The organism is Streptomyces sp. NPDC044106 (assembly GCF_056433985.1).
This window is the reverse complement of the sequence record NZ_JBWKFZ010000005.1, coordinates 14,804-30,258: the sequence shown is the minus strand read 5'-3', so window position 1 is coordinate 30,258 and position 15,455 is coordinate 14,804. Positions and strand designations below refer to the sequence as shown.

Sequence of the window (15,455 nt, the reverse complement as noted above, 5' to 3'; positions counted from 1 at the left end):
CCGGCCCGCCTACTGGTGTCCGTCCTGTTTCGGCCGTGCGTCGCCCGATGTCGGCGGCGCTTCCGGCCTGTTCGGCCCGCGCAACGCGCGCCGCATACGCGCGATGAGGGGCGCTCCGACCTGACGCCTGTGCCCTTGCACCCGGGGGTCGTCCGTGACGTCGTACCTCTTCACGTACGCCCCGAGGAACGCCTGCAGGGTCGCGACGGCCGGGATGGCGATGAGGGCGCCCACCGCGCCGAGGAGCGCCGTGCCCGCGATGACCGAGCCGAAGGCGACCGCCGGGTGGATGTCCACGCTCTTGGCGGTGAGTTTGGGCTGCAGCAGGTAGTTCTCGAACTGCTGGTAGACGACCACGAAGATCAGCACCCAGAGCGAGTACCAGGGGTTGACCGTGAAGGCGATCAGCATTGGCAGGGCACCTGCCAGATAGGTGCCGATCGTGGGGATGAACTGGGAGACCAGGCCCACCCACACGGCGAGCACGGGCGCGTAGGGGACGTCCAGCGCCTGGAGCAGGATGTAGTGCGCGATGCCGGAGATCAGTGCCATCAGGCCGCGCGAGTAGAGGTAACCGCCGGTCTTGTCGACCGCGATCTCCCAGGCCCGCAGCACCTCGGCCTGCTTGGCGGGCGGCAGCACCGAGCACAGCGCGCGCCGCAGCCGCGGCCCGTCGGCCGCGAAGTAGAACGAGAACAGCAGGATCGTCAGGAGCTGGAACAGGCCGCCGAGGACCTGCGCGGAGACATCCAGGACGCCGCTGGCGCTGTTCTGGACGTACTTCTGGAGCCAGTCGGAGTGGACCAGGCTGTCCTGGACCTCGACGCGGGAGAGCTCCGTGTGGAAGGTCTGGTTGATCCAGCTGATGACCTTGTCGAGGTAGTCAGGGAAATCCTCGACCATGTCCACGATCTGGCCCGCCAGCATGGACCCCATCAGCGCGATGAACCCCGCGCTGAAGATCACGACGCCCAAGAAGACCAGGAAGGTGGCGAAGCCCCTGCGCATCCCGCGCCCCGCCATCCAGCTCACCGCGGGCTCGACCGCGAGGGCCAGGAAGAACGCGATCAGGATGTTGATCAGCAGCCCGGTCAGCTGGTGGAACGCCCAACTGCCCAGCTGGAAGCAGGCGATGAGGGCGAGAGCGAGCACCATGGCGCGCGGCAGCCAGCGCGGCATGCGGGCGCCCTGCCCTGCCTCGGCCCCGGCTGGGGGCTGTGCGGGCGGCGTCGTGCCGGACGGAGCGGTGTTCTGGGTGACCTGCGCGGTCTCTTCTGTCGGTGCCACGGAGCCAGTCTCGCCCACGCCGCCGACAACTGACCGCCACCCTCACATCTTGGGACGGCCGCACGCGCGCGTGCGGCCTTACCGGAGGCACTACGGCGACAACAAGCCGTCCGCGGTCAGCGCTTTTCGTCCGGTACGTCCATGGCGGTGCACACCGCGCGCCAGACGTCCTTGGCGTCCCACCCCGAGTCCAGTGCCTCGTGGACCGTACGGCCGCCGAACTCCGCCATCACGTGATCGCGCGCGAAGGAGTCGGCGTACCCCGCACCGAAGTGAGCCGCCATCCGCTGCCAGAAGACCGTCAACCGCATGCCTCCAGTATCACGCCCCTGAGGGTGCAGCCGGGCGCAGGGGGCTTGTGGGGAACGCTTTCCGCCCTACGGTCGGGGCATGGCCGAAACCGGAGCATCCCCCGACGCAGTGTCCTCTCCCGACGCGGTGTCCTCTCCCGACGCGGTGTCCGCCTTTGACGCGGCGTCCTCCCCGGTCGTCCGCGCCGGGCACTTCGTCTGGCTCACCGCGCGCGTCCTCGAGCAGCGACGGTTCGCGTACCACTTCCCCGATGGCGCGGATGGCGCGGCCGGCGCGCCGGCCGCGGACGCGGTCGAGACCGCCCTGGCCTCGTACGCCACGGAGGACGGCGGGTACGGCTACGCGCTCGAACCCGATCTGCGCGGCCCGGTCAGCCAGCCGCTGCACATCGGACACGCGTTGCGCGTGCTGGACTCGATCCACCGCTGCGGCGGGCAGCGGGCGGAGCGCGTATGCCGGTACCTGACCTCGGTGTCGACTCCCGATGGCGCCCTCCCGGCGATCCATCCCGGCCAGCGCGGCTACCCCTCGGCGCCGTTCGTACCGATCGTGGACGATCCGCCGAGCGCGCTGCTCGCCACGGGACCCGTGGTCGGTCTGCTGCACCGCAACGAGGTGTGGCACGCCTGGCTCTTCCGGGCCACGGACTTCTGCTGGGCGGCCGTCGAAGCGCTGGAGGAGTCGCACCCCTACGAGGTCCAGGCGGCCGTCGCCTTCCTGGACGGCGTGCCCGACCGCCCGCGCGCGCGGGCCGCCGCCGACCGGCTCGGCCGCCTCGTGCGCGAGCAGCGGCTCGCGGCGCTGGATCCGGAGGACCTGGCCGCGTATCCGGTGCCGGTCGGTTACGCGCCGGGAGAGCACCACTTCGCCCACGACTTCGCGAGGACCCCGGAGTCCCTCGCGCGCTCGTGGTTCACCGACGCCGAGATGGAGCAGTCGCTCGATTTCCTCGCCCGGGAACAGCAGGCGGACGGCGGCTGGCCCGTGCGCTGGCAGCAGTGGGCGCCGGGCACGGCCCTGGAGTCCCGCCCGATCGTCACCATCGAGGCGCTGCGCACCTTGCGGGCGTACGGACGTCCGATCGCCTAGTGGGCCCGCAGCAGGCCGACGCCCTGCAGCCCGGCGTACCGCCACTGCCGTGCCCGCTCCGCCGAAGCTGCCATGCCTCCATGCCGCGACGGGCGCGCGACCGCTCCTTCGCAGGTCGGCGCCGTTGTCAGTGGTGGGGTGCACGATGGGGGCATGGTCAGCTCCGCGTCCAGTGCCCGCGGCGCCCACGGCGCCCTAGACGGATTCTCCCCGGCGACCCGCAGCTGGTTCGCGGGGGCCTTCTCCGCGCCCACCTCCGCCCAAGCCGGTGCGTGGCGGGCCATCTCCGAGGGTTCCGACGTGCTGGTCGTCGCGCCCACGGGTTCCGGGAAGACCCTGGCCGCGTTCCTCGCCGCACTCGACCAGCTGGCCTCGACGCCTCCGCCCGCCGACCCGAAGAAGCGCTGCCGGGTGCTGTACGTGTCACCGCTGAAGGCCCTCGCCGTGGACGTGGAGCGCAATCTGCGCAGCCCGCTGACCGGCATCCGACAGGAGTCGGTGCGCCTCGGCATGCCCGAGCCCGAGGTGCGGGTCGGCATCCGCTCGGGCGACACCCCGCCCGCCGAGCGCCGAGCCCTGTCGACCCGGCCGCCGGACATCCTGATCACCACGCCCGAGTCGCTGTTCCTGATGCTCACCTCCGCCACGCGGGACGCGCTCACCGGCATCGAGACGGTGATCCTCGACGAGGTGCACGCGGTCGCGGGCACCAAGCGCGGCGCCCATCTCGCGCTCTCCCTGGAACGGCTCGACGAGATCCTGCCGAAGCCCGCGCGCCGCATCGGCCTGTCGGCGACCGTGCGGCCGGTGGACGAAGTGGCCCGCTACCTCTCGCCCAAGCGCAAGGTCGAGATCGTCCAGCCGCCGTCCGGCAAGGAGTTCGACCTGTCCGTGGTCGTTCCTGTGGAAGACCTCGGGGAGCTGGGCGGATCCCCGGTCAGCGACTCCGGGGACGGCCCCGGGGCCGAGGCGGAGCGCCCGTCGATCTGGCCGCACGTCGAGGAGCGCATCACCGACCTCGTCCAGGCGCACCGCTCGACCATCGTGTTCGCCAACTCCCGCCGCCTGGCCGAGCGCCTGTGCAACCGCCTCAACGAGATCGCGTACGAGAGAGCGACAGGCGAGTCGCTCCCCGAGGACCACTCCCCGGCGGAGCTGATGGCCGAGTCGGGCGCCGCCAAGGGCGCCCCGCCGGTCCTGGCCCGCGCCCACCACGGCTCGGTCTCCAAGGAGCAGCGCGCCCAGGTCGAGGAGGACCTCAAGGCGGGCAGACTGCCGGCCGTCGTCGCCACGTCCAGCCTGGAGCTCGGCATCGACATGGGCGCGGTCGACCTGGTCATCCAGGTCGAGTCGCCGCCGTCCGTGGCCTCCGGACTGCAGCGCGTGGGCCGGGCGGGCCACCAGGTGGGTGCGGTCTCCACAGGAGTGGTCTTCCCGAAGTACCGGGGAGACCTGGTCCAGGCCGCCGTCGTCACGGAGCGGATGCGGACCGGCTCCATCGAGTCCCTGCGCGTCCCGGCCAACCCCTTGGACGTGCTGGCCCAGCAACTGGTGGCGATGGTGGCGCTCGACACCTGGCAGGTCGACGACCTGCTGGCGGTGGTCCGCCGGGCGGCCTCCTTCGCGTCCCTCCCGGAGTCGGCGTTCACGGCCGTCCTGGACATGCTCGCCGGCCGCTATCCCTCCGACGCCTTCGCGGAGTTGCGCCCCCGCGTGGTCTGGGACCGCGTCGCGGGCACGGTCACCGGGCGCCCCGGTGCGCAGCGCCTCGCGGTCACTTCGGGAGGCACGATCCCCGACCGCGGCCTCTTCGGAGTCTTCCTCGCGGGCGCCGACCCCAAGAAGGGCGGCGGCCGCGTCGGCGAGCTCGACGAGGAGATGGTCTACGAGTCCCGGGTGGGCGACGTCTTCACGCTGGGCACGAGCTCCTGGCGCATCGAGGACATCACACGCGACCGCGTCCTCGTCTCCCCCGCCCCCGGAGTGCCGGGCCGCCTCCCCTTCTGGAAGGGCGACCAGCTCGGCCGCCCGCTCGAACTGGGCCGCGCGCTCGGCGCGTTCCTCCGTGAGGTCGGCGCCCTCTCGAAGGAGGACGCGCGCGGGCGCCTGCTCACCACGGGCCTCGACTCCTGGGCCGCCGACAACGTCCTTGCGTACCTCGCCGAGCAGCGTGAGGCCTGCGGTCACATCCCGGACGACCGCACGATCGTGGTCGAGCGGTTCCGCGACGAGCTGGGCGACTGGCGGGTCGTCGTGCACTCCCCCTTCGGGGCCCAGGTGCACGCCCCGTGGGCCCTCGCCCTCGGCGCCCGCCTCACCGAGCGGTACGGCATGGACGCTCAGGTCATGCACGCCGACGACGGCATCGTGCTGCGGCTGCCCGACGCCGACCTGATGGGCCTCGACCTGCTCGACCAGGAACCCACCGCGCCCCCCGTGGAGTACGACGCCGAGAAGGCTCCCGTGGGCGCCGCCGACGTCACCTTCGACAAGGGCGAGGTCAATCAGGTCGTCACCGACGAGGTGGGCGGCTCGGCCCTGTTCGCCTCCCGGTTCCGCGAGTGCGCCGCCCGCGCGCTGCTGCTGCCGCGCCGCAGCCCCGGCAAGCGCACCCCGCTGTGGCAGCAGCGCCAGCGGGCCGCCCAGCTGCTCCAGGTGGCCAGCGAGTTCGGGTCCTTCCCGATCGTCCTGGAAGCGGTCAGAGAGTGCCTCCAGGACGTCTTCGACGTGCCGGGGCTCACCGAGCTGATGGGCGACATCGAGTCCCGCCGCGTCCGCCTCGTCGAGGTCACCACCCCCGAGCCGTCCCCCTTCGCCCGCTCGCTCCTCTTCGGATATGTCGCCCAGTTCCTGTACGAGGGCGACTCCCCCCTAGCCGAACGGCGCGCGGCGGCCCTCTCCCTGGACTCCAGGCTGCTCGCCGAGCTCCTCGGCCAGGCGGAGCTGCGCGAACTGCTCGACGCGGAGGTCCTGACGGAACTGGAGCAGGAGCTCCAGTGGCGTACGGAGGATCGCCGCGTCAAGGACTCCGAAGGCGTCGCCGACCTGGTGCGGCTCCTCGGTCCGCTCACCACGGCGGAGTTGGCGGAGCGCGGCGCCGAGCCGGAGTGGGCCGAGGAGCTGGCGTCCGCGCGCCGGGTGATCCGGGTCCGCATCGCGGGCGAGGAGCACTGGGCGGCCATCGAGGACGCGGGCCGCCTGCGCGACGCCCTCGGCACAGCCCTGCCCGTGGGCATCCCGGAAGCGTTCATGGAGCCGGTCAAGGACCCGCTCGGCGACCTCCTTGCCCGTTTCGCGCGCACGCACGGCCCCTTCACTTCCGCCACTGCCGCCGCCCGCTTCGGCCTCGGGGCGGCGGTCACCGAGGGCGCGCTGCAACGCCTCGCGGCGAACGGCCGAGTGGTGCAGGGAGAGTTCCATCCGGCGGGCATCGGCCAGGAGTGGTGCGATGCCGCGGTCCTGCGCCGTCTGCGCCGCCGCTCCCTCGCCGCGCTGCGGCACGAACTGGAACCGGTGCCCCCCGCCTCGCTCGCCCAGTTCCTGCCCCAGTGGCAGAACGTGAGCGGGCACGGCCTGCGGGGCATCGACGGCCTGGTGCGCGCCGTCGAGCAGCTCCAGGGCGCCACCGTCCCCGCCTCCGCGCTCGAAAAGCTCGTCCTGCCGTCGCGCGTCACGGGCTACAACCCGGCCATGCTCGACGAACTGACCGCGGCCGGCGAGGTCGTCTGGGCCGGCGCCGGTTCCCTCCCGGGCAAGGACGGCTGGGTCTCCCTCTACCTGGCCGACGCCGCACCCCTGCTCCTGCCCCCCGCGCACCCACTGGAGCTCACCGCCCTGCACGAGTCGGTCCTGACCACCCTCTCCGGGGGGTACGGCCTCTTCTTCCGCCAGATCGCCGACCAGGTCCGCGCCACCACCCACCCGGAAGCCCTCGACCCCCAACTGGCCGACGCCATCTGGGAGCTGGCCTGGTCCGGCCGGCTGACCAACGACACACTCGCGCCGATGCGCTCACTCCTCGGCTCGGGCCGCACCGCGGGAGCCACAGCGCACCGCGCCAAGCGCAGCGTCCCGCGCGGGCGGTACGGCAGCCTGACCGGAGCCGCCCGCCCCACGTCCCGCTCCGGCCCCCCGACGGTCGCGGGCCGCTGGTCGCTGCTGCCCGCCCGTGAGCCCGACCCGACCCTGCGCGCCCACGCCCTGGCCCGCACCCTCCTGGACCGGCACGGCGTGGTGACCCGCGGCGCGGTGGCGGCCGAGGGGGTCGAGGGCGGCTTCTCGGCGACGTACCGCGTCCTCTCGGCCTTCGAGGACAGCGGCCAGGCGCGCCGCGGTTACGTCGTGGAGGGTCTTGGCGCTGCCCAGTTCGCGATGGACGGCGCGGTGGACCGGCTGCGCGCCACCGCGAACACCCGGGAGCGTACGGACGGATCCCGCCCTTCCGACGCGCAGGCCGCCGTCGTCCTCGCCGCCGCGGACCCCGCCAACGCGTACGGGGCCGCACTGCCCTGGCCCGAGCCGCCGAACGACACGACCCACAAGCCGGGCCGCAAGGCGGGCTCCCTCGTCGTCCTGGTCGACGGCGCGCTGACGCTGTACATGGAGCGCGGCGGCAAGACACTCCTGGCCTGGCCCGCCTCTCCGGAGGACCCCATCGCCGACGACCAACGCCTGCACGCCGCCGCCGAGGCGCTGGCCAAGGCCGCCCGAGCGGGCTCCCTCGGCACGGTCACCGTGGAGCGGGTCAACGGCACCGCGGCCCTGACCTCGCCCTTCGCCCCTCTCCTGGAAGGAGCCGGTTTCCTCGCCACACCGCGCGGGCTGCGCCTGCGTGCGTGACAGCGCGGATGAGTAGGCGCGGGTGAGTACATGCGCCTGCGGGTGCGGGTGAGCCTGCGACAGACCCCACCCGCCTCCGCCGTGCCACCCTGGACCCATGCCCGAAGGTGACACCGTCCACCAAGCGGCCCGGCGCCTGCACACCGCCCTCGCCGGGCACACCCTCATCCGCTCCGACCTCCGCGTGCCCAAGCTCGCGACGGTCGACCTCACCGGCCGCGCCGTCCTGGACGTCACTCCGCGCGGAAAGCACCTCCTCACCCGCATCGAGGGCGGCCTCACCCTCCACTCGCACCTGCGGATGGACGGCTCCTGGCGGCTGTACGGCCCCGGTGAGCGCTGGCGCGGCGGACCCGGGCACCAGATCAGGGCGATCCTTGGGACCGCCGAACGCACCGCCGTCGGCTATCGCCTGCCCGTACTCGAACTGCTCCGCACCAGCGACGAGGCCAAGGCCGTGGGCCACCTGGGCCCCGACCTCCTCGGCCCCGACTGGGACCCGGAACGCGCGCTGGCCAACCTCCTGGCAGTGCCGGACCACCCCCTCGGCGAGGCCCTCCTGGACCAGCGCAATCTCGCGGGCATCGGCAACATCTACAAGAGCGAGCTCTGCTTCATCCTGGGCGTCACTCCCTGGCTCCCCGTCGGCGAACTCCCCGAGGAGAAGGCCGCCCGTCTTCCCGCCTTCGCCAAGAAGCTCCTGGAAGCCAATCGGGACCGGGCCTCCCGCACCACCACCGGCCGCGACCGCAACGGCCTGCGCCTGTTCGTGTACGGCCGCGCACCCCGCCCCTGCCTTCGCTGCGGCACTCCCGTCCGGCTTGGCGAGCAGGGCGACGGCTCCCGCAGCCGTCCCACCTACTGGTGCCCCACCTGCCAGCAGGGCCCGACTCCCTGACCTGGTATTCCGATTGCCGTTCCTAGGGTCCCTAGGTTATACCTAAGGCCCCTAGGAATGAGGAGAGCGCATAGTGCGGGCCGGACTGACGGCGGAGCGGGTCACGATCGCGGGCGCCGAGCTGGCGGACGAGATCGGCCTTGACCGGATGACCATGTCCCAGGTGGCGCGGCGGCTCGGAGTGAAGGACGCGAGCCTCTACACGCACGTCCGCAGCCTGGAGGACCTGCGCGGACGGATCGCGCTGCTCGCGGCGGACGAGAAGACCATCCGCATCGCGGAGGCGACGGCCGGACTGGCGGGCAGGGACGCGCTGGCCGCCTTCGCGAACGCCTGGCGGGACTACGCCCACGAGCACCCCGGCCGTTACACGGCGACCCAGATCCCGGTCCGGATCGACCCCGACCTGGCCGAACAGGCAACCGGACCGCGACGTGCGGTCGAGCTGACCTACGGCATGCTGCGCGGCTACGGACTGGCCGAGCCCGACCTGACCGACGCGGTCCGGTTGCTGCGGAGCACGTTCCACGGGTTCGTCGCGCTGGAGGCCGCGGACGGGTTCGGGCATCAGCGCCCGCCCCAACAGTCCTGGTCCCGCGCCCTGGACGCCCTCCATCTCCTCCTGGAGCGCTGGCCCTCGCCCCGAGAAGGAGACCCCTCATGACCGGCCCGACCACCGGCAGCCTGCGCGTGAACGGCGCGACCCTGCACTACGAAGTACGCGGCCAAGGCCCTCTCCTGCTGCTGATTCCCGGCGGGACGGGCGGCGCGGCCTCCTTCGACGGCGTCGCCGACGGCCTGGCCACCGAGTACACCGTCGTGACCTACGACCCGCGCGGCATCTCCCGCAGCACCCTCGACGATCCCGAAGCCGAGCAGCACGTGGCCGAACACGCCGATGACGCGTTGCGGATCCTGGACCTGCTGTCGCCCGACGAGCCGGCCCGGGTGTTCGGCGCAAGCTCGGGCGCGATCGCCGCCGTCCACCTGCTCACCGCCCGTCCCGAACGCGTGGAGCGCGTCGTGGCGCACGAGCCGCCGCTGGTGGAGGTCCTGCCGGATGCCGCCGAGCACCGCGCTCTCATCGCCCGCGTGGGGGAAACGTTCCGCACCCAGGGGCTCATGCCGGCAATGGCCGAGTTCGCCGCGGGCCTGAACAAGGAGGCCGGAACACAGGCCACTGGCACGAGGGGTGCCGATGCATCAGGCACCGCCACAAAGGGCGCCGAGACCGCCGGGCCACCGGCCGAGATCAAGCTCCCCCCGCAGGCGGCGGCACGGGCGGAGCAGACGATGGCCGACCTGCCGTACTTCGTCGGACGCATCGTGCCCGGCTTCATGTCGTACGCCCCTGACCTCCGTCGACTCGCGGAGCTGTCGGACCGGCTCGTGCTCGCCTGCGGCCAGGACTCGCGCGGCGAGCTGCCCTACCGACCGGCCGCCTTCCTGGCCGAGCACCTCGGCACCGAACTCCTGCACTTTCCTGGCGGGCACACCGGCCTGACCACGCACCCGGCGGATTTCGGCGACCACCTCCGCGACGCGTTCCGCGCCCAGGCCCAAGCCCGCGCCCAGGCCCAGCCGCTGGTGGGACCCGACACCCCACTGGAGGCGGGCAGTTGACCAGTTGACGCCCCGTCAGAACTAGTCGTACCTTCCCGTCATGCCCGTCAAGGCGTACGACCTCACCGGACGCACCGCATTCGTCACCGGCGCCGCCAGTGGCATCGGCCGCGCATCGGCCCTGCTCCTCGCGGAGGCCGGCGTCACCGTCCACTGTGCGGATCGCGACGAGCAAGGCCTCCACGAGACCGCCACCCTCATCAAGGCGGTCGGCGGCACCGCGCACACCCACCCTCTGGACGTGGCCGACAGGGCGCAGGTGGACCGCGCCGTCACGGCTGCGGCTGCGGCTGCTACGGCGGCGGCAGACGCGAGTGCGCCCGCGCGCGATCCCCACCCGCCGCGCCTCGACATCATGGCCGCCATCGCGGGCGTCATGCACAGCAGCCCGGTCCTGGAGACCCGCGACGAAGACCTCGACCGCGTTCTGAACATCAACTTCAAGGGCGTCCTGTACGCCTGCCAGGCCGCGGCCCGCATCATGATCGACGCGGGCTCCGGCGGCAGCATCGTCACCATGGCCTCGGGCGCCGTAGACACCGGCGGCCCCGGCCTCCTCTGCTACGGCGCGGCCAAGGCGGCCGTCGTCCAGCTCACCAAGACCCTGGCCACGGAGGTCGGCCCGCACGGCATCCGCGTCAACGCCGTCGCACCCGGCTGGATCCGCACCCCCATGACGGCCCGGCACGACGCGGAGACCCAGGCCCATACCGAGCGCCTCATGGTGCGCATGTCACCCCTCGGCCGCGTCGGTGAACCGGACGACATCGCTCACGCCGTGCTGCACCTGGCGTCGGACGCCGCGTCCTTCACGACGGGCCAGATCCTCCGCCCGAACGGCGGCGTCGCCATGCCGTGGTAGCTCCCGCCCAGCGGGCCTCCGCTCTGGTGGCCCGCTCCCGGATCGCCCGCCCCGGCATCAGCTCCGGAGCCAGGACTGCGTGCGCCCACCGCGGCCCGCTTCCGGACTCGGACCCGCGGCCGTCCGGCCCCGGCTCCCGCCCGGCTTCGCCCTCACCCGTGGCCGGCCCCGCAACATGCGGCGCCCTCGACTTCGGCACGCAGTGCACGGGCAGTACGCTCAGCCCCCATCCCCCGGCGACGACCGTGCCCTCCAGGACCCCGGCACCGGGCACGAAGATGAGCCGCAGCACGCCCCACCACCACAGCAGACCGAACACCAGGGCGGGCACCCACCGCATGGCACGCCACGACACGGTCGACCCGCTCACGGATGCCACATGTGCCACCTCCCGCCCAACGCGAGGCCGACGCTAAGGCCGGGGTTCACCCCACGGGAGGGCGCACCGCTGTCACCGGAAGCAGCACGGCGCACAGACGGTGGCACCGTCCCACGGTTCACGCCCCCTGAGAGCCTGTGTCCTGTCGCCGGCCGGGGCGCCCGGACGTATCGGCCGGTCAGCCGCTCTCCGCCTGGAACATCCAGTGGTGCTTCTCGAGGTCGGCCGTGACCCCGATGAAGATGTCCTGGCTCACCGGGTCAGCCTCACCGGTCGCATCGATACGTTCACGCATCCGGGTGATCACCGCGCCGAGCGCGTCCACGAGCGCCTTCACGGCGTCCACGTCCTTCACCCAGCCGTCGGGGACCGAACCGATCCCGCTGCTCTTGGCCACGGTCGCCGCGCGCCCGTCCGGCGACACGCCGAGCGTGGAGGCGCGCTCCGCCACCGTGTCGGAGTGCTGCCTGGCCGTGTCCACGACCTCGTCCAGCTGCAGGTGCACGGAGCGGAAGCGCGGGCCGACCACATTCCAGTGAATCTGCTTGGCCACCAGCGAAAGGTCGACCAGGTCCACGAGCGCGCCCTGCAGTGCATCCGAGACCGTCTTCAGATCCGCATCGGACAGCGGGCTCTTCACGACGTACATCTGTCTCCTCCAACTCACGAGCGAATGAGGTAAATCCCCACCAACCATGTCATACAAGAGCCAAATAGGTCGATTCGTGCACCTTGGTCATGTGGGGCTCACCTCGAACAACACAGAAGCCCCGACCGAGTACCCGGCCGGGGCTTCCACACACTTCTGGGGGCTGCCGCTGAGAGACAGCGCAGCGTCACGCCGCGACGACGTCGACCGCCTCCGCAGGCGCCTTGATCGTGACCCGTTCCGGTGGCACACCGGCCACGGAGACGGAATTGAGCATCGAACGAACCGGTGCGCGCACCGGTTCCGGGACTGCTGCAGACTCAGCCAGCTCGGCGAGCGACAGTTCATCGCTCACTTCACGCATGAGCTCGGACATCCGTACGTCAAGCGCGTCGCAGATCGCGGAAAGCAGCTCGGAGGAAGCCTCCTTCTGCCCCCGCTCCACCTCGGAGAGATAGCCGAGCGAGACTCGGGCGGACGAGGAGACTTCGCGCAGAGTACGGCCCTGGCGCTGGCGCTGCCGACGCAGCACGTCACCCAGCAGGCGACGGAGCAGAATCATCGGTGGCTCCCTCCTCGGACCGCGTAGCCGCATCCTTCACGCCCCACCGTACCGCCTCGTGCGGCGGCCGTGCGGGGAGCGATGTCGTGTTCACTCAGGGCTGCAAACATCAATTCCCCCCGTTCTGTTCCGTATCCTGTGCTCGCCCGTTCTCGGCGCGTTCTCCGGAAAGCTGCTCGAGAAGCAGAGTGAGCACGTTCCGTACGCTCTCCCTACGGATTTCCGAACGGTCTCCGTTCAACCGCAGGGCCGCAACTTTCCCACGGGCTCCGCCAACGGCGTAACCGGGCACGCTTTCGAGACCCGGCCCCGAGACCGCCACGAACACGGTCCCCACCGGCTGCCCGTCCTGCGCCTCGGGCCCGGCCACCCCAGTGGTCGCGAGCCCCCAGTCGGCGCCGAGCACCTCGCGCACACCGGCCGCCATCTGCCGCGCGACCTCGGGATCCACGGCCCCGCGCTCGTCCAGCAGGGTGCCGTCGACCCCGAGCACGTCCCGCTTCAGCTCGGTGGCGTACGCGGTCACGGACCCCCGGAAGACCTTCGAGGCCCCGGGCGTCGCCGTGATCTCGGCGGCCACCAGGCCCCCGGTCAGCGACTCGGCGACGGCGAGCGTCTCGCCGCGCGCGGCGAGGAGCCTCAGCAGCGTGCTCGCCGGTTCCTCGCCGGTCAGGGCCCCGGGGGACGTCACTTCGCCGCCTCCCGAGCGGACTCGGCAGCCGCCGCACGCGCCTCGGCCATGCCCTGCCTGCGCAGCACGACGGCCTGCTTCACATAGTCGAGCCCGGTCACCACGGTCAGCACCACGGCGACCGCCATGACCCAGAAGCGCAGCGTCGCGAGCGGCCCGGTCAGAGCGAGAACGTACATCCCGACGGCCGTGCCCTGCGCGAGCGTCTTCATCTTTCCGCCGCGACTGGCCGGAATGACGCCATAGCGGATCACCCAGAACCGCAGCAGTGTGATGCCGAGCTCACGCCCGAGAATCACCCCGGTCACCCACCAGGGCAGGTCGCCGAGCCAGGACAGGCAGATCAGTGCGGCCCCCATGATCGCCTTGTCGGCGATCGGGTCGGCGATCTTGCCGAAGTCCGTGACCAGGTCGTACGTGCGAGCCAGGTGCCCGTCGAAGAGGTCGGTGATCATGGCGACGGCGAAGGCGGCCCAGGCGAACGAGCGCCAGGCCGGGTCGTACCCGCCATTGCCGAGCAGCAGCATCACGAAGCCCGGCACGAGCAGCAGCCGGACCATGGTCAGCAGGTTCGCGACGTTCCACAGGCTGGCCTGATTGACCGCCGCGGCTCCCAGCTTCCCGCCCCGCACCGGCTTGGCGCCCGGAGCGCCCTGCGCGCCGGAGCCGCTTGCGGATGCCGGGACTCCGGTCATCTGCCGGCCTCCTGCAGACACTCAGCCACCAAGTCCACGCCCTCCGTGCCGACGACCTTTGCCACGACCATACGGCCGACCTGGAGGCCGTCCGCACCGGTGGCGCCCGTCAGGCGGATCTGGCCGTCCGTCTCGGGGGCCTGGTGCGCGGCCCTGCCGAGCGGACCCTCCTCCTCGTCGAGGGACTCGACGAGGACCTCGACGGTCTCGCCGAGCCGCTCGTCGGCGCGCTGGGAGGTGAGCTCCTCGGCCAGTCGCGAGATGCGCGCGAGCCGCTCGTCGACGACGTCCTGGTCGAGCTTCTCGTCGTAGGTCGCCGCCTCGGTGCCCTCCTCGTCGGAGTACCCGAAGACGCCGATGGCGTCCAGGCGCGCGCCCGTCAGGAACCGCTCGAGCTCGTCGACGTCCGACTCGCTCTCGCCGGGGAAGCCCACGATGAAGTTGGACCGCACACCGGCCTGCGGCGCCTTGGCCCGGATGGTGTCCAGAAGCTCCAGGAAGCGGTCGGTGTCGCCGAAGCGCCGCATGGCGCGCAGCACGCCGGGCGCGGAGTGCTGGAAGGACAGGTCGAAGTACGGGGCGATCTTCTCCGTCGACGTGAGGACGTCGATGAGGCCGGGGCGCATCTCGGCAGGCTGCAGGTAGCTGACCCGCACCCGCTCGATCCCGTCGACGGCGGCGAGCTCGGGAAGCAGCGTCTCCAGGAGACGGATGTCACCGAGGTCCTTGCCGTACGAGGTGTTGTTCTCGGAGACGAGCATGACCTCCTTGACGCCCTGCTCGGCGAGCCAGCGGGTCTCGCCGAGGACGTCGGAGGGGCGGCGCGAGATGAAGGAGCCGCGGAAGGACGGGATGGCGCAGAACGAGCAGCGCCGGTCGCAGCCGGAGGCGAGCTTCACGGACGCGACGGGGCTGCTGCCGAGGCGGCGGCGCAGCGGCGCGCGCGGCCCGGAGGCGGGCGCGACACCCTCGGGAAGGTCCTTGGGGGCCGGGGCGGGCTCGGCGGGGCCGTGGCCCGGGAGGGCGACGCTCGCCTGGGCGTCCTGGCGCTCCGCGGGGCTGATCGGCAGCAGCTTGCGCCGGTCGCGCGGGGTGTGGGCCTCGACGCTGCCACCGCTGAGGATGGTCTGCAGACGGCCGGAGATGTCGGCGTAGTCGTCGAATCCGAGCACGCCGTCGGCCTCGGGCAGCGCGTCAGCGAGTTCCTTGCCGTACCGCTCGGCCATGCAGCCGACCGCGACGACGGCCTGGGTCCTGCCGTGGCCCTTCAGGTCATTGGCTTCGAGGAGGGCGTCGACGGAGTCCTTCTTGGCGGCTTCGACGAAGCCGCAGGTGTTGACGACGGCCACGTCCGCGTTCTCGGCGTCCTCGACGAGCTGCCAGCCGTCCGCCTCCAAGCGGCCTGCGAGCTCCTCCGAGTCCACCTCGTTACGGGCGCAGCCAAGAGTGACAAGGGCGACGGTGCGGCGTTCGGGCATGGTCTCAAGACTACTTCGTCCCCGCCCCGGCACCGGCCGCCAGGGTTACCGACCGGTCGGCCCCCGGTCGGCGGGGCTTCACCGGCCGTCA

Annotated in this window: 12 protein-coding genes and 1 pseudogene; 6 read left to right on the top strand and 7 right to left on the bottom strand. The window is 72.1% G+C overall.

The genetic code is table 11. From position 1 onward, the window contains the following. Positions 1-9 precede the first annotated feature (9 nt). Positions 10-1,287, bottom strand: coding sequence for an AI-2E family transporter (locus tag AC07DI_RS09880; protein WP_478903486.1), 1,278 nt, complete (start codon positions 1,285-1,287; stop codon positions 10-12). Positions 1,288-1,403: 116 nt separating this feature from the next. Then, a complete protein-coding gene (locus AC07DI_RS09875; RefSeq protein ID WP_478903485.1) occupies positions 1,404-1,598 on the bottom strand; it encodes a DUF3046 domain-containing protein in 195 nt (64 codons plus the stop codon). A gap of 79 nt (positions 1,599-1,677) precedes the next feature. Between AC07DI_RS09875 and AC07DI_RS09870 the strand changes: the two genes are divergently transcribed. The 6 genes from AC07DI_RS09870 (at position 1,678) to AC07DI_RS09845 (ending at position 10,910) form a co-directional block, all read left to right on the top strand. Continuing rightward, entirely contained in the window at positions 1,678-2,688 is a 1,011-nt protein-coding gene (locus AC07DI_RS09870) for a hypothetical protein (RefSeq protein WP_478903484.1), read from the top strand. Positions 2,689-2,841: 153 nt separating this feature from the next. Continuing rightward, positions 2,842-7,527, top strand: coding sequence for an ATP-dependent helicase (locus AC07DI_RS09865; RefSeq protein WP_478903482.1), 4,686 nt, complete (start codon positions 2,842-2,844; stop codon positions 7,525-7,527). Between the two features lie 97 nt (positions 7,528-7,624). Continuing rightward, positions 7,625-8,425: an Fpg/Nei family DNA glycosylase gene (locus tag AC07DI_RS09860; protein WP_478903481.1), complete on the top strand. Its 801-nt coding sequence runs from the start codon at positions 7,625-7,627 to the stop codon at positions 8,423-8,425. A gap of 70 nt (positions 8,426-8,495) precedes the next feature. Further along, a complete protein-coding gene (locus tag AC07DI_RS09855) occupies positions 8,496-9,089 on the top strand; it encodes a TetR/AcrR family transcriptional regulator (RefSeq protein WP_478903967.1) in 594 nt (197 codons plus the stop codon). Then, complete coding sequence (locus tag AC07DI_RS09850; RefSeq protein ID WP_478903479.1) at positions 9,086-10,048, top strand: alpha/beta fold hydrolase; 963 nt, start codon at positions 9,086-9,088, stop codon at positions 10,046-10,048. The genes AC07DI_RS09855 and AC07DI_RS09850 overlap by 4 nt, the downstream gene beginning before the upstream one ends. Before the next feature lie 40 nt (positions 10,049-10,088). Beyond that, entirely contained in the window at positions 10,089-10,910 is an 822-nt protein-coding gene (locus AC07DI_RS09845; RefSeq protein ID WP_478903478.1) for an SDR family NAD(P)-dependent oxidoreductase, read from the top strand. 557 nt (positions 10,911-11,467) lie between these two features. Here AC07DI_RS09845 and AC07DI_RS09840 read toward each other — a convergent pair. The 5 genes and pseudogenes from AC07DI_RS09840 to rimO all read right to left on the bottom strand — a co-directional run bounded on the left by AC07DI_RS09840 (position 11,468) and on the right by rimO (position 15,364). Continuing rightward, a complete protein-coding gene (locus AC07DI_RS09840; protein ID WP_478903477.1) occupies positions 11,468-11,938 on the bottom strand; it encodes a Dps family protein in 471 nt (156 codons plus the stop codon). 187 nt (positions 11,939-12,125) lie between these two features. Continuing rightward, a complete protein-coding gene (locus AC07DI_RS09835) occupies positions 12,126-12,500 on the bottom strand; it encodes a helix-turn-helix domain-containing protein (RefSeq protein ID WP_055564110.1) in 375 nt (124 codons plus the stop codon). Positions 12,501-12,609: 109 nt separating this feature from the next. Continuing rightward, positions 12,610-13,191 (bottom strand): CinA family protein, encoded by a 582-nt coding sequence (locus tag AC07DI_RS09830; RefSeq protein WP_384260931.1) that lies wholly within the window; start codon positions 13,189-13,191, stop codon positions 12,610-12,612. After that, positions 13,191-13,886: pseudogene (gene pgsA / locus AC07DI_RS09825) on the bottom strand (CDP-diacylglycerol--glycerol-3-phosphate 3-phosphatidyltransferase); the annotation flags it as partial. The gene AC07DI_RS09830 and the pseudogene pgsA, both read right to left, overlap by 1 nt. Further along, on the bottom strand, positions 13,883-15,364 hold the full coding sequence (rimO, locus tag AC07DI_RS09820; RefSeq protein WP_384260934.1) for a 30S ribosomal protein S12 methylthiotransferase RimO: 1,482 nt from the start codon (positions 15,362-15,364) through the stop codon (positions 13,883-13,885). The gene rimO and the pseudogene pgsA, both read right to left, overlap by 4 nt. Positions 15,365-15,455 lie beyond the last annotated feature (91 nt).

Excerpts from the sequence above, each read along its gene's own strand:
- AC07DI_RS09850 (WP_478903479.1), top strand. The coding sequence starts at position 9,086 with ATGACCGGCCCGACCACCGGCAGCCTGCGCGTGAACGGCGCGACCCTG.
- AC07DI_RS09835 (WP_055564110.1), bottom strand. The coding sequence starts at position 12,500 with ATGATTCTGCTCCGTCGCCTGCTGGGTGACGTGCTGCGTCGGCAGCGC.
- AC07DI_RS09875 (WP_478903485.1), bottom strand. The coding sequence starts at position 1,598 with ATGCGGTTGACGGTCTTCTGGCAGCGGATGGCGGCTCACTTCGGTGCG.
- AC07DI_RS09860 (WP_478903481.1), top strand. The coding sequence starts at position 7,625 with ATGCCCGAAGGTGACACCGTCCACCAAGCGGCCCGGCGCCTGCACACC.
- rimO (WP_384260934.1), bottom strand. The coding sequence starts at position 15,364 with ATGCCCGAACGCCGCACCGTCGCCCTTGTCACTCTTGGCTGCGCCCGT.
- AC07DI_RS09865 (WP_478903482.1), top strand. The coding sequence starts at position 2,842 with ATGGTCAGCTCCGCGTCCAGTGCCCGCGGCGCCCACGGCGCCCTAGAC.
- AC07DI_RS09870 (WP_478903484.1), top strand. The coding sequence starts at position 1,678 with ATGGCCGAAACCGGAGCATCCCCCGACGCAGTGTCCTCTCCCGACGCG.
- AC07DI_RS09840 (WP_478903477.1), bottom strand. The coding sequence starts at position 11,938 with ATGTACGTCGTGAAGAGCCCGCTGTCCGATGCGGATCTGAAGACGGTC.
- AC07DI_RS09845 (WP_478903478.1), top strand. The coding sequence starts at position 10,089 with ATGCCCGTCAAGGCGTACGACCTCACCGGACGCACCGCATTCGTCACC.